An 18702-nucleotide genomic window follows, 5' to 3' on the forward strand; every position below is an offset into this window, starting at 1 on the left:
GTTTCTCGCCGCTGCGTGGGGTGTCAACTGCCGCAAGGAGTTCCCGATCTCGCGACGTCATGCGCGAGTCGATGGAGTAACCGACGGCCCGGTGGGAGATGCGGCGGTCGAGGTGTCGGAGCCGGTAGCGTCGGTGACGTGCAGGATCAGTTCGAGACGGGGCTGTCGCGGCGTTGGAGGGTGCTGCTGGTCGCCTGCACCATTGCCACGTTGTTGCCGGTAGGGTTGTTCGTTCCGCAGGCGGTGCCCATGGCGGCGGGCCGCGTCGTCGTGATCGGGTTGGTGGTGTGCCAGGCGGTCGTCGTTTGGTGGATGGACCGTCGGCCTGTTTTCGTCACGATTTCCTCCCTGCTCGTGGGAGCAACGTTGGAACTGCTGCACGTTCCGGTGGGGTCGGGCGTCGCCTTGATCGTGTTGACGACCTTTTCGTGGCTGCGTCCCGCGCGCACGTCGTTGTTGGGTCTTGCCGCGGCGGTGTTGTTCTTCGTGCTCGCGCTGGGAACCACCGGGCGAGGGTTGCAAGCCTTGCTGTGGTCTGGTGCCGCTCTGCTGGCCTGGACCTGGGGCGCATTGGGACGCGCCAGATCCGCCCAGCGCGACTCCGAAGCCCGGCGTATGGTCCAGCAGGAACGTGCCCGTATCACGCGTGACCTACACGATGTGCTCGCGCACACGGTGTCGCTGATGGTGCTGCAGGCCGCAGCGGCCAACGATGTTTTCGACACTCACCCGGACAAGGCCCGGGATGCCGTTGCCGCATTGGAGTCCGTTGGCCGACAAGCCCTCGGTGAAGTACGTCGACTGCTCGAGGTGATCGACCACGACTCGAGCGTTTCGCCTGGACTGGGGGATCTGGACAGGCTGGTCGAGTCGATGTCACAGGCCGGAGTCGAGGTGGTCGTGAACCGGCACGGGACAGCTGGCATCGCTGTCGCGTCGAGGATTGCCGAAGCTGCCTACCGGATCGTGCAGGAGTCGCTGACCAACGTCCTGCGGCACGCGGGAGCCGAACGCGCCGAGGTCGACGTCCGGATTGCCGCGGGGCAACTCGTGGTGGCGATTACCGATAACGGCGGCGGTAGCCGACTCGGTCACGGTAGTGGTCGGGGCCTGGACGGGATGCGGCGACGCGCCACAGAGTTGGGCGGACGACTCGAGGCCGGCCCTTACGCTGCCGGTGGCTTCCGCGTCGCGGCATGGCTTCCGGTCCGGTCGCAACCACGATGAACAAAGTGGCGGATCACGCCGCTGACCGGCAGCCATCTGACGGCTCGTCTCCAACTTTCGACAGAGGCGAATACCAGCCTGCAAGGCGATGTTCCCGGCTCGGAAACACGAAACACTGGAGTCACACCGCAAGGAACCCGCGGCATTAATGCCCAGTGGAGGAAGGAATCGATCAGTGGTACAGCAGGAATGGCGGGGGACGGTTATCAAGAAGTCGCGTGGGTTGTTCGACGGGGCAAATCTGTACCGGCGCTTGGTTGTCCGGTTAGAGGACGGCAGTACCGTAAAGCTCCGGGTGAACCGGGCACTGTGGCATACGGTGGAAGTCGGTGATGCGGTGACAAAGCAGGTGGGAGCGGATCCGGTGAAGGACTGAAATGTCCGGATCTGCACACTCGGATGCTCGCCAAGAACCGGCCACCGCGACGCGCTGCACTCGGGAGATCATTCGGGGGCGGGGATGACTGTCAGTGTGCTGGTCGCCGATGATCAGGCCTTGGTGCGCACCGGGATTCGGATGATCCTGGAGGCACGTGCGGATATCCGGGTCGTCGGTGAGGCCGGGGACGGGGCGGAGGCAGTGCGACTGGCCGCGCGGACGCTGCCGGATATCGTGCTGATGGATCTGCGGATGCCTCGCGTCGACGGTGTGCAGGCGACACAACAGCTTTCCGCATTCCAGCCCGGGCCCTCGGTCATCATCCTGACCACCTTCGATGAGGACGAACTGCTGTACGCGGCCCTGCGCGCCGGTGCGGGCGGGTTTCTGCTGAAGGACACCCGTCCCGCCGAACTGGTCGAAGCGATACGGGTGGTGGCCAGCGGAGAGGCACTGCTCGCGCCGCGGGTGACGCGCCGGCTGTTGGATCGGTTCGTCGCCGAGATGCGCCCTGAAACGGCGGCGATGCCGGATCTCGCCGATCTCACGAATCGAGAGGTCGAGGTCCTGACGCTCATCGCGCAAGCGGCCTCCAACGCCGAGATAGCGGCGAAACTGGATGTCACCGAAGGCACTGTGAAAAGCCATGTTTCGGCGATTCTGCGCAAACTCGGGCTGCGGGATCGAGTGCAGGCGGTGGTGCTCGCCTATGACATCGGACTGGTCCGGCCTCGTCACTAACAGCCATGCCCGACCGCTCATCGGCCGTTGAACGCGGGTGGTCTGCGCTCCAGCATGGCTGTGACCGCCTCGCGGTGATCTTCTGTATGGTGGGCGGCCGCCTGCATCGCGGCGGACAGTTCGAGGTGGCTGTCCAGGCTCTGGTGCCGGCCCTCGCGCAGTAGTCGTTTCGTCATCCGGAGTACGTGCGGTGGGTTGGTGGCTATCCGGGCGGCGAGGCGGTGGGCAGTGTCGAGGAGGGCGTCGGGTTCGACGACATCGGAGATCAGGCCCCAATCGAGCGCGGTGTGCGCGTCGATCGGTTCACCGGTGAAGGCCATCTCGCATGCGCGGGCCATACCGATTGCCCTCGGTAACAGCCATGAGCCACCGTCGCCGGGCACGAGTCCGACCCGCACGAAGCTCTCGGCGAATACCGCAGTGCGTGCGGCGATCCGCAGATCACACAGCAGCGCCAGATCACACCCCGCGCCGATGGCCGGACCATTGACGGCGGCGATCGTGGGGATCTCACAGTCGTACAACGCTTTTGGAATACGTTGAATGCCGTGCCGATACCCTTGGCGCAGCTCCGCCGGTGCGCCACCGAACATTCCGGCACGATCGCGCATCTGCTTCACGTCGCCGCCGGAGGAGAAGGCCGTCCCCGCACCGGTGAGAATCGCCGCCCGTACGCTGTGGTCTCGATTGGCCGCCGCCACCGCGTCCTCCAGGGCGGTAATCGTGTCGACCGCGGATATCGGGTTGCGCGCTGCCGGGCGGTTCAGTGTCCAGACGACCACATGGCCGACACGGTCGATGTGAACCGGCTCAGTCATTGTCTTCTCCGGGATTCTCGCGTAACACAATTCGAATATCGACCGGGACTATGTCGGAACCGGATGCGATCACCGGATTGAGGTCGAGTTCGGATATCTCCGGGTGCGCGGCTACGAAATCGCCGACGCGGACCAGAAATCGGGCAAGCTGGTGCCGGTCGACTGCGGGGAGATGGCGGTAGCCGTCGAGCATGCGGGCGGCGATCGTCTCGTCGACCATTTCGCTGGCCTCGAACTCGGTGAAGGGCGCGGCGCGAAATGTGATGTCGCGTAAAGCCTCGACCAGCACTCCGCCGCTACCGAAGGCAACCACTGGCCCGAAAATCGGATCGCGAGTGGCGCCGACCAGCAGTTCGATTCCGGTATCGGCCATCGGGGCGACGATCATCCCGTCGATGCGGGCATCGGGCACATGTCCACGGACAGAGTCGATGATCGCCTGTGCGTGCTGAGCTGCTCGGTCGGCCATCACGTTGACTCGGACCCCACCCACGTCGGATTTGTGGATGACTTGTGGCGAAACGACTTTCAGCGCACACGGTCGCTGGTAGTCGGCGACAGCCGCCGCCGTATCCTCGACGTTGCGTGCGAAAGTCCATGCGCCCAGGTCGATTCCGGCGGCGGCGACCACTCGCCGTGCGGTCGGTTCATCGAGAAGTCCCGATCCGGGGATAGCGGGGGCCGGCGGTGGAAGTGCGAGTGTAGAACGTTGCGGGGTAGTCGCCAGCAGGTGACCACGCCGATCCAGAGCCGCCACGACACGCACGGCGTTATCGATGGAGCTGATCACTGGTACGCCACCGGCTCGCAGGCGGTCGTGGTTGGCGATGTCGAGACCGGCGTAGCAGCTCTGGATCACCAGGGGGACACCATGTTCGGCGACGAGTGTGAGCAACACTCCGGCGGCGGCATCCTCGATCGCGCGCAGCCGCGGGTCGAAGCGCAGATGATAGCCGCCATAGAGGCCGATGACCAGCACGAGACCGACTTCGGGATCGCACATGAGGATCTCGGCGGCCTCGGCGAACACCAATGGATCGGTGTCGGTGGCACCGGCCACGTCGACCGGACCAGCTACGGCCGCATTGGCGCCGAGTAGGTGTCGCAGCCGCTTCTGGGTTCGCTCGCCGAGTCGGGCCAGTTCGATGCCGCGCGCGGCGAGGGCGTCGGCGGCCAGCGTGGCGTGGCCGCCCCCGTCGCTGAGGATCGCGACTTTACGTCCCGGTGCGATCGGGGCGCAGTCGGCAAGGGCTCCGGCGACGACCGCGAGCTCATCGGAGCGGTCGACCAGCTCCACCCCGGCCTGCCGCAGCACGGCCGCCGCCACGGCATCCGATCCGGCGATTGAGCCGGTGTGCGACCGCGCGGCGCGGCGCCCCGTCTCCGAGCGCCCACCACGCAGCACGGCAACCGGTGTGTCCGGCACGGTACGAGCGGCCGCGATCAGGAACGATCGTCCGTCGGTAAACCCCTCGGAATGTATGGCCACGACGCCCGTACCCGGATCGCGGACGAATTCGGCGAGGCATTCGTCGTACCGGATATCGGCCTGGTTACCCAGCCCCACACAGATGTGGAAACCGGGACCTTTGAACGCCTGATTATCGTTGACCAGCGATAGCAGCATATTCCCGCTCTGCGTGATCACACTGATCGGGCCACACGGAACACCCTCGAGGCCAACGAGATTCGCGCCCGAGGCGACGTTGAGCAGGCCTGAGGTGTTGGGTCCGATGACCCGAATGCCGGTCTCGGCGATCGCCGCTGCGAGCGCGGCGGCGAGTTCGGCGCCGGTTTCCCCGATCTCTCCGAAACCATTGGCGAGCACGACGGCTCCGGCGATACCGGCGGCGGCGCAGCGACGCAGCATGTCGGGGACGGCAGCGGCGGGCAGGGCGATCAGCGCGACGTCGATGCCGTGAGGGAGGCGATCGATCGAGGAGTGCACGCCGAGTCCGAGGATCTGTGGCGCTGTTGGGTGGACCGGGTAGATGGGATAGGCGTAGCCGGACTGCTGCAGGGCGCGGATGGCCTGGAATCCGCGCTTGGCCGGGTTGGCGGACGCGCCGACGATGGCGACCGAATGCGGGTCGAACAACCGCTCGAGTGCGGTGCGGGTGGGAGCGCCGCGGCTGACCGTGCGGTCGTCGATGCTGGTCATCTCTACTCTCCTTGGAAGACGGGGGTGCGGCGTTCGGCGAATGCGGCGACGCCCTCGGCCCAATCCCGGGTGGCCATCAATGCCAGGAGCTCGCGCGGCTCAGTCGCGAACGCGACGTCGAGGGGATCATCGCGGTGCAGTGCCGCCTTCATCCGGGCCAGCGCGAGTGGCGCCTTCGCCGCGAGGGTTTCGGCGAGCGCTTTGGCCGACCCGAGCAGAAGATTGCTGGTTACCGCGGAATGGGCCAATCCCCAATCGAGTGCCTGCCGCCCGGTGAATCGTTCGCCGAGGATCAGCATGTCCGTGGCTCTGCGCAGGCCGACCAGACGTGGGAGCCGGTTGGTTACGCCACCCCCGACGAAGGTGCCGATGCTCACCTCGGGAAACCCCATCTGCGCGTCCTCGGCCATGACCAGGAAGTCCGCGCTGACGGCCAGCTCCGCACCGGCACCGAGCGCATATCCGTTGACCGCCGCCACTACTGGGGTGCCCATCGTCTGGATCTGTTCACAGGCGCGCTGGCCCAGCTCGACGTAGCGCGCCTGCTCCGCGGGAGTCCTGGTGCCGGACTTGTGCGCTTTCAGGTCGGCACCCACGCAGAACGCCCGTCCGGCACCGGTGAGGACAACACAGCGGATACCTGGATCGGAGTCGGCGGCAGTCAGCTCCTCGACCAGGGTCCGGTACAGCTCTGTACTGACGGCGTTGAGTCGTTCGGGCCTGTTGAGAACGAGCGTTGCGATGGAACCGGATCTGCTCACCAGCACAGTGGACATGGGCCTCACTTCTTCTTCGGCGGTTCGACCTCTGCACTATGCCATAGATTTTGCAGTATATAAATCTTCTGCAATCGCTATTGCATCGATTCGGCTTGGCGTGTTTCATGTCACTACTACGGCCATCGGTTCATGGAAGAAGGCATCGTGCCCAGCTCGGGAAATCTGAAGCACACCATCAACACTCGGCAGCTGACGATGATCGGCATCGGCGGAGTGATCGGCGCCGGGCTGTTCGTCGGCAGCGGCAAGGCGATCTCCGCAGCGGGTCCGGGCATCGTCATCGTCTACCTACTCACCGGCCTGGTGATCATCCTGGTAATGCGCATGCTTGCGGAGCTGGCGACGGCCAGCCCCGAAACGGGATCGTTCTCGAGCTACGCTTCCCGTGAACTCGGGACCTGGGCCGGACTCTCGGTGGGCTGGGTCTATGCCTATCACTGGTGTGTCACAGTCGCTTTCGAGGCCATTGCCGGCGCGGCGGTCGCCAATCAGCTCCTGCCGTCGGTGCCGACCTGGCTGTATTCGCTGATCTTCATGAGCGCATTGACGGGCGTAAACCTCGCGGCGGTAACGTCTTTCGCGCGTTTCGAGTTCTGGTTCGCCATGATCAAGGTCGTCGCGATCGTCGCCTTCATCGCAATCGGCATCGCCGCCATCTGTGGCCTGCTTCCGCATTACCGGGCGCCCGGGACGGCCAATCTGCTCGGGCACGGTGGCCTGTTCCCGAATGGATTGACGCCCCTGCTCGTGGCGTCGTTGACGGTGTTCTTCTCCTACTTCGGCACCGAGCTGGTAACGATCGCCGCCGGCGAGGCGCAAGATCCGGTCAGTGCGGTGCGCGCGAGCATGCGCAGCGTCGCGGGACGCATCCTGATCTTCTACGTCGGCTCGATACTTGTTGTCGTCACCCTATTGCCCTGGAACGCAACGCAAGTCACGCAGAGCCCGTACACAGCGGTGTTGAACCTGCTCGGCGTTCCCGGTGCGCAGACCACCATGAACCTCGTCGTACTCACGGCGGTGCTTTCGTGCCTGAACTCGGGTCTCTACTCGTCATCGCGGATGCTGTTCTCGCTCTCGCGGCGCGGCGAAGGCCCTCGCATGCTGGGTAGGACCGCCGGCTCCGGGGTGCCTGTCGCCGGTGTTCTCGCCGCCTCGAGCGCCGGATTCCTGGCGGTCGTCGCGAACTACTTCTTGCCCACCGGAGCGGTTTTCACCTTCCTGCTCAGCTCCTCGGGTGCGGTCGCCGTCGTGGTCTACCTGTGTATCTGTGCCACCCAGATCGTCGGGCGTCGCCGCAAGACCGCGGCGCAGATCACCGCACTGCCGGTGAAGATGTGGGGCGCCCCGTATCTGTCCTACGCGGTCGGAATCGTCCTGCTGGCCATCGTCGGGGGAATGGCTCTGAACTCCGGTACCCGTACACCGCTCGCGCTGACCCTGCTGGTCACCGCGACCGCGGTCACTGCCGGCCTGGTTCATCAGCGCCGGGTTGCCGGTGCGGCACAACTGGCTACGGCGGAGTAGCCGACGGCGCGGGTCAATCGGGTGCGTAGACGCCGAACTCGCTCAATAGCTTTTCCTCCTCGAGCAGCGTCGAGCGCACTTCATGCCCCAGGAGTTGTGCGACGGCACCCGTCATTGCCTGGGCGAGGGAGGTGAAGGCGGTCATCGAGCGCAGGATGCTGGCGCTGGACGCATCGACGTAAAAAGTATCGTGCGCCGACACCGCCAGCGGCGATACGGCGGTATCGGTCAATGCGATGACGTGGGCACCGCGCTGTCGAGCCCACTGCGCGGCACGCACGGTGTCGAGGCTATATCGATGGATCGACATCGCCACGAAACAATCGCCCGCACGCACCCGACGCAGTTCATCGGTCAGCGTTCCCACACCGGCCTCGATCGCCGACACATCCTCGCGCAGCATCCGCAGCAGGTAGGTGAGCAGATACGCCGGGGCGTGGCATTTGCGCAGACCCATCACATGCACCCGTGGAGCATGGGCCAGCCGATCGACGGCCGAATCCCACATAGCGTCGTCGATACGCGCGAACGTGCGGGCGATATTCGCTTGGTCGAGCCCCACGGTCTGTTCGCGCACCCCGACCCCCTCGGCCATCAGGTGCTCGAGATTGTCGAAGCGGCGCAACAGTTGCGCTTGTTCCTGCAACCGTTCGCGGCACAGTCGTGTCAGCCCCGGATACCCCTTCAGACCCAGACCATTGGCAAAGCGCACGACCGTGGCCTCATTGACATTGACCGCGCCGGCGAGCTCGGAAACAGTCATGAACGCCACCGCTTCGGGATCCGACAGCACTCGCTGAGCCAGCTTCTTATGCGCCGTGGACAGCGAATCCATCCTGCGACGTATCTCGACGGCCAGCTCGTCGAAACTCGCGGTACTCGTCGTCTCAGCGTTCGTATCCACCGAACCTCCTCCGCAACCTCGCACCGCGTGCCTTGCCGTACGGTTCTCTGCCAAACTAGCCGATCCCGCTGATAGCCGATCACCAGTGCGATGGCGGTTGGGGTAGCGACTACGGCGCGTTCATTTCTCGTGGCTGATCTACCCGCGAGACTGCTGGTCGTTCGGTAAGCCACGTGCCCATCTCGAGGTTGGTGCTGGGATTACCGTCGCGTCACGGTTACCTGCACGGTGTCCTGTCCCGGGGTGGTGGTGAGTTGAAGTAGCCGGGCGTCGGGTGCTGACACGATGTCGGCGCCCTGTATCTGGACCTGGTAGCCGTTGGGGTAGTTGGTCTGCGGCAGATATACCTCGGTGCGGGCCTCGCGGGGGAACGGTTGACCGGAATCGACTCGGCGGGCGCTGTACTGGATGGTGAACGTCCCGGTCGCGCTGTCGTAGTGCCACTGTTGGGGGGTTCCTGCGATTGCCCGTGGATACGGGCGGACGAGCGTTGGGTCCATCAGGTTCGGGCCAGTCGGCGGCTCCTGGGGATGACCAGGTGTCTGGTTCTGCGCTTGGGACCAGAACAGCCAAGGAGCCATGTTGTCGTCGAATCGATCGGCGAGACGAGTCAGCCTCGCCGAATCTTTGGTCGCGCCGAACTCGGTAATCAGCCCGACAACGCCATCGGCCTCGGCGCGATCCAGCCCGTTGCTCACACAGGTGTCGACCGGGCCGATGCAGTAGTCGTGAAAGCTCAGCCCCGCGTTCGGATCGCCGGTTGGATTCGGCATCCAGTCGGGCGTACCGAGGTCATTGGTTACCGACGGCTCGAAGAACAGCAGGTGTGTCGGGTCGACTCGGCGGATGGCGTTCATTGCTTTTGCCTCGAACGGCGCGAGCACGCTGCTCTCGAAGTGGGGGCAGCCCTGGGGAAAGCATGTGGGGTAGTCCCAACCGGGCCACGGCTCATTGATCAGGTCGTAGCCGAGCACGTACGGCTCGTCCGCGAAGCGTTGCGCGACATGCGCCCACATGGCCGCATAGTGTTCCTGCAGCCCGACGCCATCAGCGGCAGAGTGGTTGTGCCACAAGTTCGCCCACGTTTGGTTTTGTGCGGGGCTGAGAAAGTAGACCAGCGGAAAGCCCGGATCCGGCTGCAATGGGAACCCGTCGGTGAACGTCGCCCAGTCGGGGAACCCGCTCCAACTCGCGCCCACCGATTCGTTGAACCCGTCCTGATGGGAATCGATAAGGCTGTAGATGTTGTACCGGGCCAGCAACTGCTGGGTCTGCTCGATTTGCGCGATGTAGTTGTCGTTGTAAACGCCGGGCTGTGGTTCGACCGCGTTCCATGCGAAACCCAGCCGCACCGCGTTGAAGCCGTTGTCCGCCAGGAACTGGGCGTCGTTCTCGCCGAAACCTCCCGCTGCCGGGAAGTACGGCGGGTACTTGTAGACCAGATTCACCCCGTGCAAGGTGACCACCCGGCCCTGGTCGTCGGTGAGCCAGCGGCCAGCGTGCCCGAGCTCGGGAGCCGTCGGTACCGCAGCGGCCGGTGTGGTCAGTCCCAGCAGCAACACGACCAATCCGAGACACCGCGCTGTCGAGGCCATGATGGTCATCGCGCAAACCTTTCGATGAGTGTGCGCCGACGGCATTGTTACGGCGCTGACGACTGCGGTGGATCGATCCGTACACGAGATGGGCGAGACGAGGGCTCTGATGTGGAAATGCTATATATCGCTGACCGGATTCGATCACGACACTCCGTGGCACATCCGGGACGGCACGGGGCTCCCGGCCCGACGGAGCTTCGGTTGTCGCAGGTGATCGCCCGCCTCATCATTCGATTGGATGCGTTCCACTGGTGTATCGAGTCCTGGGCGGCCGGGAACCGGAACTGTTCGCCCGCCTTGTCGATGGTGAAGTGTCGCAATGCATCCGAGCGACGTGTCGTTGGCCGTCGGAGAGCCGCCAGGTGTACTCCCCACTCTTGGGGAACGCAGGTCGAGCCAGTTGATAGCATTAATCTGCCGGTCGGACAGACTGCTTCGGCGTACGCGACCAGGAGGTGGGGGCCGCCATTGACTTGGGACTGGCCAGGCCTGAATTCTTCGGGTGCATGCGTTTAGATGTACGCATGCGAGAACCACCTCCTTCGCGCGCCATCGGGCAGGCACCCAGAGGTTGATGTGATTCATGCATCGGCGGATCGGGAATCGTTGTGCTGCATGACCTCTCGTCGTCGATTCTCCAGACGGCGAGCTGGGCGAATCCCTGCTGCCGAGGGGTGATCGACTGTCGCGAGCGGTGAGCGACGCAGCGTGTCAGGTCGCCTGTTCGCCGAGGCTGTACTGGCGGTGCAGCCGCTGGACCGCGTCGTCCATGTGCTCGACGAGCAACGTGCGCGCCCGGCGCACCGGTCCCGATCCGATCGCATCGCGCAGTTCGACATGCTCTCGGGCCTGCTCGCGCAGGTCGGGATACGTTGTTTGCAGCGCCCCCAAGCACATTCGGGTTTCGATCAACAAGGTGCGGGCCGCTCGGACCAAGCGGGGGCTGCCCGCGCTGTCGACCAGCGCCTCGTGGAAAGCTTGGTCGGCATCGGAAACGCCTGCGGCATCACCGTTTTCGGCGCACGCGCACATGGCGGTGACGCTGGGTTCCAAAGCCGCGTAGGCGATATCTCGGCGGCCGTCGAGGACGAGTGCGAGGGCGCCGCCTTCGATAGCGGTTCTGGCGCGGTAGATGTCGATGACGTCGTCGATGGTCAGTTCGACGACGAAGATGCCACGGTTGCGGATGCTGTACAGCAGGCCCTCGGTGAGCAGGCGTTGCAAAGCCTCGCGGACCGGGCCGCGCGATACGCCGAATCGGGTTGCGAGGTCGGCTTCGCCGAGTTGGGCGCCGGGGGCCATGTTGCCGTGCATGATCGCATCGCGCAGCCGGTCGGCGATCATTTCCGCGGTCGACTGCCGATTCACCGGCTCGAAGTCAACGACCGACATGGATATACCTTTCCGAGAAGAGGGAACCGAGCACAGCGGATGCCACAGCGGTGCCGGTGAGCCGCAGGCCCTCCCAGATGGTGACCTGATTGGCCGTCAAAACGATCTTGCCCAAGCGCGCCTCGAGTTCCGGCAACACCCCGAGGGTGTGCATGGCGGTATCCGGAATCAGCAGCGCCTGCGCGTCGGGATGGTCATTCGCCACAGCCAGTTCGCGCACCTGTGCGGCGGTCAAAGTGCCGACCTCCGCTGCGGTGTCTATACCGGCGCTGGAGAAGGCGACCACTTCGATTCCGGCATCGGCCAGGAATTCCACGAACAGCTGCGCGACATCGTCCGGGTAGCTTGCGGCTACCGCGACGCGGCGCACGTCGAGCGTCTGCGCGGCCGCGACGAAGGCCAGGCTGGTGCTCGAGGCCGGTACCTCAGCTGCCGAAGCCAGCGCTCGCACCTGCTCGCGCGCACCCTGCGGTCCGTATACGAAACTCCCTGAGGTGCAGGCCCAGACGACGGCCTCGGGCTTGTCCGGTGCGAGTAAGGAGGCACCGTGGCGCAGCTTGTCCGGACTGCCCAGATCGAGCAGCTCAGCAATGGCGTGCAGATCGGTGCCGTAGATGTGCGCCACCGGAAACCGCACGCCGAGCAGCGATGCGGCGAGCGGGTAGTCGTCCTCGGCCGCGTGGTCCGGGTAGATGAAACCGACGGTTGGTGCCTGCATGTTCTTCCAATCAGAAAACGTTGAGTAGCCACTTTCCCGGACCGGTCATCGGCAGCTTCATCCGGCCCAGGCAGGCCCACATAGTGAGCTGGTTCGCGGTGAGTACGGGTTTGCCGAGCGCCTGTTCGAGTGGCTCGATGACGTCGTAGGTGGGCAAGTTGGTACAGCTGACGAAGATGGCCTGCGCCTGCGGGTCGTCCGCGCCGATGATGCGTTCGGCGATGGTGCGGTAGTTGACCTTCCAGATGCCACCGCCCAAACCCAAGTGGTCCGAACGGATTACGGTGCAGCCCGCCTCGGCTAGGAAGTCGTGCAGTTTGTGGGTGAGGATTTCGTCGTATGGGGTGAGCACCGAGACTCTGCTGATATCCAGATGCCGGATCGCCTCCACCAGTGCGCCGGAGGTGGTGACGGCGTCCAGCGCTCCGGCCTGACAAATGGTGTCTCGCAGCGACTTCTCGTAGGCGAGGCCCCTGATGAAACTGCCCGAAGTGCACAGGTAGGCAACGACTTCCGGCTCGACGTGCATCACATCGCGCGTCGCCGCCGTCAGATGTACGGGATTGGAGACCAGCTCGGCCATCGCCATCGAAACCGGGACGGGTTCATACGGCGTGCGGGCTAGGTGCAGGCTGACATCCAGCGGCGCCCAGCGCCAGAGTTCGCGTTCGAGCGCGAGGTCGAACGGTGCGATGATCCCGATTCCCCGCTGTGCTACGGGCCCTTCGATATCAGGAAAGCCGAGTTCCAATGCGGCCCCTCTCGCGCTCAGCCGTTAGACCTCCGAGAACGATCGGATTGTTGACAATCATACGATGCGATTTTAGTGTGTCAATGTGGAACAGGGCCCGATTGTCACCGTCCTGCACAGTGACAGTGTGCCCGAGGCGGACCTCATGGCCCCGGTGGCCGATCGAGCAGAAGTGCGGTACACGCAAGCGCCCGGACTCGCCGACGCATTGCGCGGCGCCGACGCGTTATTCGTCTACGACTTCCTGACTCGTGCGCTCCCCGGCGCCTGGCATGCGGCCGATCGTTTGCGCTGGCTGCATATGGGTTCGACCGGGGTGGATCCGGCGATGTTTCGGGAACTGCGGGAAAGCGAGGTCGTGATCACCAATACACGTGGCGTATTCGATACGGCCATCGCGGAATACGTCTTGGGACAGATTCTCGGTTTCGCGAAGGATCTGTCCGGATCGCTGCGGTTGCAGCAGCGGCACGAATGGCGGCATCGCGAATCCGAACGCATTGCGGGCGCCTGCGTCCTGATAGTCGGAACGGGTTCGATCGGCCGCGCTATCGCGCGGCTATTGCGCGCTGCCGGGATGACCGTGCGCGCGGTGGGCCGTCGTGCGCGGGCCTCCGACCCGGATTTCGGCACCGTGAGCACCGACCTGCACGCTGAACTTCCCATTGCCGATTATGTCGTCGCGGTCGCACCGCTGACGCCGCAGACCCGGGAAATGTTCGATGCCAAGGCATTCGCCGCGATGAAACCACATGCCAGGTTTGTCAATGTCGGTCGTGGGGAACTCGTTGTGACCGACGACCTTCTCGCCGCAGTCAGCACCGGATCGATAGCCGGGGCGGCACTCGATGTGGTGGATCCGGAACCGCTACCGGCGCGGCATCCGCTGTGGGATCTGCCGAATGTGCTTATTACTCCGCACAATTCGGGTGATTTCAGCGGCTGGCGAGCCGAGGTCGTCACGGCGTTCACCCGCAATTTCGATAATTGGATCGCCGGCCGGACTTTGGACAACGTGGTCGATAAAGAGCTGGGGTACGTGCCCGGCTGAAGGAGCCTGCCATGAGCGAACGAAGTGAGCGAATCATGAGCCAGCGCGCCGTGCGTATGCCGGAGCCGAGCGTCAGCGAGGCGCAGGCATGAGCTACCCGGACATCAACACTCAACCGGCCGCGATGACCGCCGTCGAATTGGTCTCGGCCTACGCGGCGGGCACCCTGTCGCCGGTCGAGGCGACCGAGGCGATTCTGGAAGCCATTACGGCACGCGACGGGGCGGTGAACGCCTACTGCCTGGTCGACCCGGATCGTGCGCTGGTGCAGGCCAAAGATTCGGAGGCGCGATGGCATTCGGGTTATGCCCGCGGACTGCTCGACGGCGTGCCGATCTCGATCAAGGACATCTTCCTGACCGAGGGTTGGCCCACCCGGCGCGGCAGCACCTCGATCGACCCGAGTGGTCCCTGGCAGGTCGACAGCCCGGTCGCGGCCCGGCTGCGCGAGGACGGCATGGTGTTCCTCGGGAAGACGACAACACCCGAAATCGCTTGGAAGGCGGTCACCGATAGCCCACTGACCGGCATCACCCGCAATCCGGTCGATCCCACGACGACGTCGGGCGGCTCCTCCGGCGGCAGTGCGGCGGCGGTGGCGGCCGGGATGGGTCCGGTGTCGGTCGGCACGGACGGCGGCGGCAGCATTCGCATTCCGGCCGCGTTCTGCGGGATTGTCGGTTTCAAGCCGACGCACGGCCGGATTCCGCTGTATCCGGCGAGCCCGTTCGGTCCACTGGCGCACGCCGGGCCGATGACCAGGACCGTCGAGGATGCCGCGCTGCTCATGGACATCCTGTCCCTGCCCGATCCGCGCGATCCGACCGCGCTGCCGCCCACGGTGACGACCTTCCGCGGCCAGATTTCGCGTGAGGTGCGCGGACTCACCGTCGCCTACTCGCCGACGCTCGGTTATGCGCAGGTCGATCCGGAGGTCGCCGCGATCGTGGATGCGGCGGTGCGGCGGCTCGCCGATGCCGAACTGCGGGTCATCACGACCGATCCGGGCTTCGAAGATCCGCGCGACGCATTCGAAGTGCTGTGGGCCGCCGGTGCGGCCACCATGTTGGCGAAATTCCCCGATGGTGCGCGCGAAAATGTGGATCAAGGGCTGCGCGCGGTCTGGGAACGTGGCGAAACCGTCAGTGCCGTCGACTATCTCGACGCCCGCGCGGTGGCTGCCCAACTCGGTATCACCATGGGTGCCTTCCACACCACCTATGACCTGTTGATCACCCCGACGATGCCGATCACCGCATTCGAGGCGGGTCACGATGTCCCGCCGGGCAGCGGGCTCGATAGCTGGCCGCAGTGGACGCCGTTCACCTATCCGTTCAACATGACCCAGCAACCCGCGATCAGCATCCCCGCGGGTACCACCGCGGCAGGACTGCCGGTCGGCCTGCAGATCATCGGACCGCGCCACTCCGATGATCTCGTCCTCGCGGTCGCCCGCTACGCCGAATACGTGCTGGGTTAGCCACTTCCCATTTCCCAGCCCCGATAGAGCGAGATTACGAGCGAGGTTCGCGGCCCGTCTCGCGTCCGCGCGAAGGCGCGGCCATCGACTCAGCGGAGCCGTCGAAGCGCATGCGACGAAGTCGCGAGCCTCGACCTTGCGGCACGCGTGCATCAGGTGCCGAACGTCCCGTCACTACGGACCACCACGGAGCGAGTCATACGAGCGACCGTTCGCGGCCCGTCTCGCGTCCGAGCCGTCGAAGCGCATGCGCCGCAGGCGCGAGTCTCGACGGCTCGGACGCGAGACCAAGGGGGCCGCGAACACGCCGCGCCCGCGCGGCCAAAAACACAGCACACGCCGCGCCGCAGGCGCGGCAAATCAAACACTGCGGGTGAACGCCAGGGTTTCGCCTTGGACGCCGTGTAGCCAGAGTGCGTTGCAGGCCGTCGCGATATCGGTGAGGCCTTCTTCGATGGTGGCGAAGACGTTGCCGGGGACCCAGCCCATGTCGCCGTTGATCAGTAAGTTGTTGCGGCCGTAGAACATTGCCAGGTCGGTGGCGCCCTGTTCGTGGTGCGCGGCCGTACCGGGTTCGTAGCCGTAGGCCGGGTTGCCGATCTCCCACGCTTCGAAGTCGAACAGGCACTGGCCAGGCCCTTCGCGATGGTGATGACATCGGGACGGACGTCGAAGTGCTGATGTCCGAAGAACTTTCCGGTCCGGCCGAAGCCGGTTTGGATCTCATCGAAGATGAGCAGAATGCCGTGCCGGTGGCCTGGCGGGCCAGGCGCAGTGCGGCCTCGATCGCCTCGCTGCCGGACCGCCACACGCTGAGGATCTGCGGGGCGTCGTGGAAGTTCGCCGAGGACCAGGACGGACAACAGCGGGCAGGCGACGATGCAGAATCGACGTGGCTGCGCGTCCATCCAGCCCGAGACGGGCCGCCACCTGTAGCGGGACGAATTCCCTATCGCCCACAATCTCCACAAGCACCCCTCCCGCTCGGCTTGTACGCCCGGAAATCGGCCGCCTACCTGCTGCGCACCTATCCTTGAGACCATGCCTGACGAGTACGTGAATATATCTGTCGTCGTAGCCGCTGACGGCTCCATAGTTGAAGCGACGCACGAACAGGAACAGGTCGCCGATATCCGGGTACAACGCCTCCCCTCAGGCGTTTTTGACGTTGCGTTTATCACGACCGTCGAGCCTTCGACCAGCCGCTCCATTACGAAAGCTATTGCGGAGGGTGACGCTCGAGCGTCCGTGGAGGGTTTGTACTGCAACTTCAGCCCAGTCAACCGGCAATATGCCCATGAGGTGACCGTGCGCGTGCGGATATCTTCCAGCCCAGAAGCTGAACCCGCAGGCGAGGGATTCCGCCTTGATCTGCAACTTGCCCGTTAAACCGGCAGAGACTTGCGGGCTTCCCGAAATTCCGCGACAACCGACTGGCCTTGCCACGGAGTGAGTGCTTTATCCAGGCGTTTAAGCTCCATCGCCAACCGTCCTGAGCCCGAGCCCTGCCCTGCCGTGATGGCTTCCAGCCCCATCCCGGCGGCATGTTGGACATCATCATTGCCCGCGTGCGCTATCGCAGCGCGCACCATGTATACGGTCCTATCCCTGGCGTAGTGCGGAGGCAGCGTGTCGAGTACATGCGTGAATTGCTGTACCGCCCTGTCGAATTTGCCCAGTGTGGACAGGCTTCGCGCTCGGTGGACGTTAATGTAGGAGGCGTCGAACCATCCGATCCACGGAAGGTCTGGGTCCATGTCGGGGGCATCGAGCGATTCCAATGCCTGGTCGTATGCGCTCTCTGCCGCTTTGTAGTCACCCAGCAGCGCATGACCATGTCCGGCCCGCATATTTGCGAGAGCTTCGATCGGCGCATCACCTGGGGCTGTGCGTATCGCGGCGGCAGCGAGAGCGACCGTTTCGCCGCCGTCACCCACGTCACCGGACAGATGCGCCTTCCGATTCAGGATGTAGGAGGACATGACATCGTTCCCGGCTGCCATGGACCATTGGAATGCTCGATCTGTCCAATATTCCGCTGCGGCGAAATCCCCCAAGTCTTGATGAAGCCAGCCCGCGAATTCAGCATAATTGGTTTGCATATTCAGCAACCCGACAGTGTCCATGCCGTTCAATTTTCGCAACTGACCGATTACCTGGATCTGCTGTTGCACGATCGGGATCACGGTCGTCGGCCCCAGAAGACTGTCCTGGTCGACAAGGACACGTTTGAGCTGACGGAAGTGATCGAGGTAATCGATAGAGGAGTTGCGGTTGAAAACGATCTGCGGGACGGATGCCCCCAGAGTCGCTGTTGCAATGAAGTCCCGCCTGGAAATCGGCATGGGGGCAAGCTCCCCGCTCTCGTAAAGATCGTCGTGGCCCGACTCATCGTGCCTGTCGACAGATCCGTTGTCGAGACGGAACAAGGCCGCTGCGGCGATCTCGATCAACCGCCCGGACGCCGCCAGTTCTCGATCGAGTAGCCGAACGACATCCGGGGCTGGCTTGCGGAGACCGCGTTCGAATCGCGACAGATCCCCTGCGTTGTAACCGATCCGGCGAGCTAGGCTGCGCAGCGATTCCTGGCCGCGAAGTCTGCGCAATTCATCACCGAACAGACGCCATTGCTCCATGGCTCAACCCTCCCACGAGCCGGTCTACCTGCGTTGCAGGATTGCCAACGCCGCAACGCTAGCGCAACACGAATCGGCACGCCGACTCTTTTGGAGGACACGCGCCGGGCCGTCGACATGCTGTTTTTGGCGGCGACTGTCCGACTCAACAAGGCGAAGGCCGCTGCGATGGAGGTACGGGCATGGGGAGCATCAACAAACGGTCCAGGAGGTCGGCAAATGCCGAATAACGAGCTTCCGCACCGAAACCCGTTCGTCGGCCCGCCTGCCGCACTGGCGGTCGATGTCCCGGTCGATGTTGTCGAGCGGTACTTGAACGCCCTACACGAGTGGCAACCCGAGCAAACCCACGCCGAACACCCTGACCAAGAGGTCTAAAATCCATGGAGCACATACCTTTCGGGGAAACACCCCAGTCGCGCTGTCATTTCTACAGGCGGGTGTGTGATCTGCCCGCGAACGTCGACCCGCCTCAGTTGGGGCGAATCGTGATGAAGGTCGAGCATGTGGGGGCGCTGACCATGCCCGCCCACCTTGGTC

Annotated in this window: 17 protein-coding genes and 2 pseudogenes; 8 read left to right on the forward strand and 11 right to left on the reverse strand. The window is 64.4% G+C overall.

What is annotated here, in order from left to right; genetic code table 11:
- Positions 1–138 precede the first annotated feature (138 nt).
- The 3 genes from ACQP2U_RS10545 (at position 139) to ACQP2U_RS10555 (ending at position 2347) form a co-directional block, all read left to right on the forward strand.
- Positions 139–1227, forward strand: a complete 1089-nt coding sequence (locus ACQP2U_RS10545) for a sensor histidine kinase (RefSeq protein WP_433714505.1) — start codon at positions 139–141, stop codon at positions 1225–1227.
- 175 nt (positions 1228–1402) lie between these two features.
- A complete protein-coding gene (locus tag ACQP2U_RS10550) occupies positions 1403–1603 on the forward strand; it encodes a DUF7489 domain-containing protein (RefSeq protein WP_397032882.1) in 201 nt (66 codons plus the stop codon).
- 84 nt (positions 1604–1687) lie between these two features.
- Complete coding sequence (locus tag ACQP2U_RS10555; RefSeq protein ID WP_433714506.1) at positions 1688–2347, forward strand: response regulator; 660 nt, start codon at positions 1688–1690, stop codon at positions 2345–2347.
- A 17-nt stretch (positions 2348–2364) separates the two neighbouring features.
- Here the strand turns inward: ACQP2U_RS10555 and ACQP2U_RS10560 are convergent, their stop codons facing one another.
- Genes ACQP2U_RS10560 through ACQP2U_RS10570 form a run of 3 tightly spaced genes read right to left on the reverse strand, consistent with a single transcriptional unit; the run spans position 2365 to position 6102 of the window.
- Positions 2365–3165, reverse strand: a complete 801-nt coding sequence (locus tag ACQP2U_RS10560) for a crotonase/enoyl-CoA hydratase family protein (RefSeq protein ID WP_433714507.1) — start codon at positions 3163–3165, stop codon at positions 2365–2367.
- Positions 3158–5326 (reverse strand): acetate--CoA ligase family protein, encoded by a 2169-nt coding sequence (locus ACQP2U_RS10565; protein ID WP_433714508.1) that lies wholly within the window; start codon positions 5324–5326, stop codon positions 3158–3160. The genes ACQP2U_RS10560 and ACQP2U_RS10565 overlap by 8 nt, the downstream gene beginning before the upstream one ends.
- A 2-nt stretch (positions 5327–5328) precedes the next feature.
- A complete protein-coding gene (locus ACQP2U_RS10570; protein ID WP_433714509.1) occupies positions 5329–6102 on the reverse strand; it encodes an enoyl-CoA hydratase/isomerase family protein in 774 nt (257 codons plus the stop codon).
- 147 nt (positions 6103–6249) lie between these two features.
- On the opposite strand from ACQP2U_RS10570, the gene ACQP2U_RS10575 reads away from it, so the two are divergent.
- On the forward strand, positions 6250–7632 hold the full coding sequence (locus ACQP2U_RS10575; protein WP_433714510.1) for an amino acid permease: 1383 nt from the start codon (positions 6250–6252) through the stop codon (positions 7630–7632).
- Positions 7633–7645: 13 nt separating this feature from the next.
- On the opposite strand, the gene ACQP2U_RS10580 is transcribed toward ACQP2U_RS10575, so the two are convergent.
- The 5 genes from ACQP2U_RS10580 to ACQP2U_RS10600 all read right to left on the reverse strand — a co-directional run bounded on the left by ACQP2U_RS10580 (position 7646) and on the right by ACQP2U_RS10600 (position 12995).
- Positions 7646–8536 carry a MurR/RpiR family transcriptional regulator gene (locus ACQP2U_RS10580; protein ID WP_433714511.1) on the reverse strand — a complete coding sequence of 297 codons (891 nt, stop codon included), beginning with the start codon at positions 8534–8536 and terminating at the stop codon, positions 7646–7648.
- A gap of 200 nt (positions 8537–8736) precedes the next feature.
- Positions 8737–10140: a cellulase family glycosylhydrolase gene (locus tag ACQP2U_RS10585; protein ID WP_433714512.1), complete on the reverse strand. Its 1404-nt coding sequence runs from the start codon at positions 10138–10140 to the stop codon at positions 8737–8739.
- Between the two features lie 705 nt (positions 10141–10845).
- Positions 10846–11526: a GntR family transcriptional regulator gene (locus tag ACQP2U_RS10590; RefSeq protein WP_433714513.1), complete on the reverse strand. Its 681-nt coding sequence runs from the start codon at positions 11524–11526 to the stop codon at positions 10846–10848.
- Positions 11513–12244 (reverse strand): maleate cis-trans isomerase family protein, encoded by a 732-nt coding sequence (locus ACQP2U_RS10595; RefSeq protein ID WP_433714514.1) that lies wholly within the window; start codon positions 12242–12244, stop codon positions 11513–11515. Before ACQP2U_RS10595 ends, ACQP2U_RS10590 begins: the two co-directional genes overlap by 14 nt.
- Positions 12245–12254: 10 nt before the next feature.
- Positions 12255–12995 carry an Asp/Glu/hydantoin racemase gene (locus ACQP2U_RS10600; RefSeq protein WP_397032862.1) on the reverse strand — a complete coding sequence of 247 codons (741 nt, stop codon included), beginning with the start codon at positions 12993–12995 and terminating at the stop codon, positions 12255–12257.
- A gap of 85 nt (positions 12996–13080) precedes the next feature.
- On the opposite strand from ACQP2U_RS10600, the gene ACQP2U_RS10605 reads away from it, so the two are divergent.
- Both ACQP2U_RS10605 and ACQP2U_RS10610 read left to right on the forward strand, forming a co-directional pair.
- On the forward strand, positions 13081–14046 hold the full coding sequence (locus ACQP2U_RS10605) for a D-2-hydroxyacid dehydrogenase (protein WP_433714515.1): 966 nt from the start codon (positions 13081–13083) through the stop codon (positions 14044–14046).
- 88 nt (positions 14047–14134) lie between these two features.
- The gene (locus tag ACQP2U_RS10610) at positions 14135–15526 is read left to right on the forward strand and encodes an amidase (protein WP_433714516.1); all 1392 of its coding nucleotides are present in this window, start codon (positions 14135–14137) and stop codon (positions 15524–15526) included.
- Between the two features lie 360 nt (positions 15527–15886).
- Here the strand turns inward: ACQP2U_RS10610 and ACQP2U_RS10615 are convergent.
- Positions 15887–16162: pseudogene (locus ACQP2U_RS10615) on the reverse strand (DUF3830 family protein); the annotation flags it as partial.
- Positions 16153–16275: pseudogene (locus ACQP2U_RS10620) on the reverse strand (aminotransferase class III-fold pyridoxal phosphate-dependent enzyme); the annotation flags it as partial. The pseudogenes ACQP2U_RS10620 and ACQP2U_RS10615, both read right to left, overlap by 10 nt.
- 292 nt (positions 16276–16567) lie before the next feature.
- Here ACQP2U_RS10620 and ACQP2U_RS10625 point away from each other — a divergent pair.
- Positions 16568–16915 (forward strand): hypothetical protein, encoded by a 348-nt coding sequence (locus ACQP2U_RS10625; RefSeq protein ID WP_433714517.1) that lies wholly within the window; start codon positions 16568–16570, stop codon positions 16913–16915.
- Here ACQP2U_RS10625 and ACQP2U_RS10630 read toward each other — a convergent pair.
- Complete coding sequence (locus tag ACQP2U_RS10630; protein WP_433714518.1) at positions 16912–18162, reverse strand: helix-turn-helix domain-containing protein; 1251 nt, start codon at positions 18160–18162, stop codon at positions 16912–16914. The genes ACQP2U_RS10625 and ACQP2U_RS10630 overlap by 4 nt on opposite strands.
- 219 nt (positions 18163–18381) lie before the next feature.
- Here ACQP2U_RS10630 and ACQP2U_RS10635 point away from each other — a divergent pair, with 219 nt between their 5' ends.
- Positions 18382–18540 (forward strand): hypothetical protein, encoded by a 159-nt coding sequence (locus ACQP2U_RS10635; protein ID WP_433714519.1) that lies wholly within the window; start codon positions 18382–18384, stop codon positions 18538–18540.
- Positions 18541–18702 lie beyond the last annotated feature (162 nt).

The organism is Nocardia sp. CA-084685 (assembly GCF_050955785.1).
Classification (GTDB): domain Bacteria; phylum Actinomycetota; class Actinomycetes; order Mycobacteriales; family Mycobacteriaceae; genus Nocardia.

Excerpts from the sequence above, each read along its gene's own strand:
- ACQP2U_RS10555 (WP_433714506.1), top strand. The coding sequence starts at position 1,688 with ATGACTGTCAGTGTGCTGGTCGCCGATGATCAGGCCTTGGTGCGCACC.
- ACQP2U_RS10560 (WP_433714507.1), bottom strand. The coding sequence starts at position 3,165 with ATGACTGAGCCGGTTCACATCGACCGTGTCGGCCATGTGGTCGTCTGG.
- ACQP2U_RS10565 (WP_433714508.1), bottom strand. The coding sequence starts at position 5,326 with ATGACCAGCATCGACGACCGCACGGTCAGCCGCGGCGCTCCCACCCGC.
- ACQP2U_RS10570 (WP_433714509.1), bottom strand. The coding sequence starts at position 6,102 with ATGTCCACTGTGCTGGTGAGCAGATCCGGTTCCATCGCAACGCTCGTT.
- ACQP2U_RS10585 (WP_433714512.1), bottom strand. The coding sequence starts at position 10,140 with ATGACCATCATGGCCTCGACAGCGCGGTGTCTCGGATTGGTCGTGTTG.
- ACQP2U_RS10590 (WP_433714513.1), bottom strand. The coding sequence starts at position 11,526 with ATGTCGGTCGTTGACTTCGAGCCGGTGAATCGGCAGTCGACCGCGGAA.
- ACQP2U_RS10595 (WP_433714514.1), bottom strand. The coding sequence starts at position 12,244 with ATGCAGGCACCAACCGTCGGTTTCATCTACCCGGACCACGCGGCCGAG.
- ACQP2U_RS10610 (WP_433714516.1), top strand. The coding sequence starts at position 14,135 with ATGAGCTACCCGGACATCAACACTCAACCGGCCGCGATGACCGCCGTC.
- ACQP2U_RS10625 (WP_433714517.1), top strand. The coding sequence starts at position 16,568 with ATGCCTGACGAGTACGTGAATATATCTGTCGTCGTAGCCGCTGACGGC.
- ACQP2U_RS10630 (WP_433714518.1), bottom strand. The coding sequence starts at position 18,162 with ATGGAGCAATGGCGTCTGTTCGGTGATGAATTGCGCAGACTTCGCGGC.
- ACQP2U_RS10635 (WP_433714519.1), top strand. The coding sequence starts at position 18,382 with ATGCCGAATAACGAGCTTCCGCACCGAAACCCGTTCGTCGGCCCGCCT.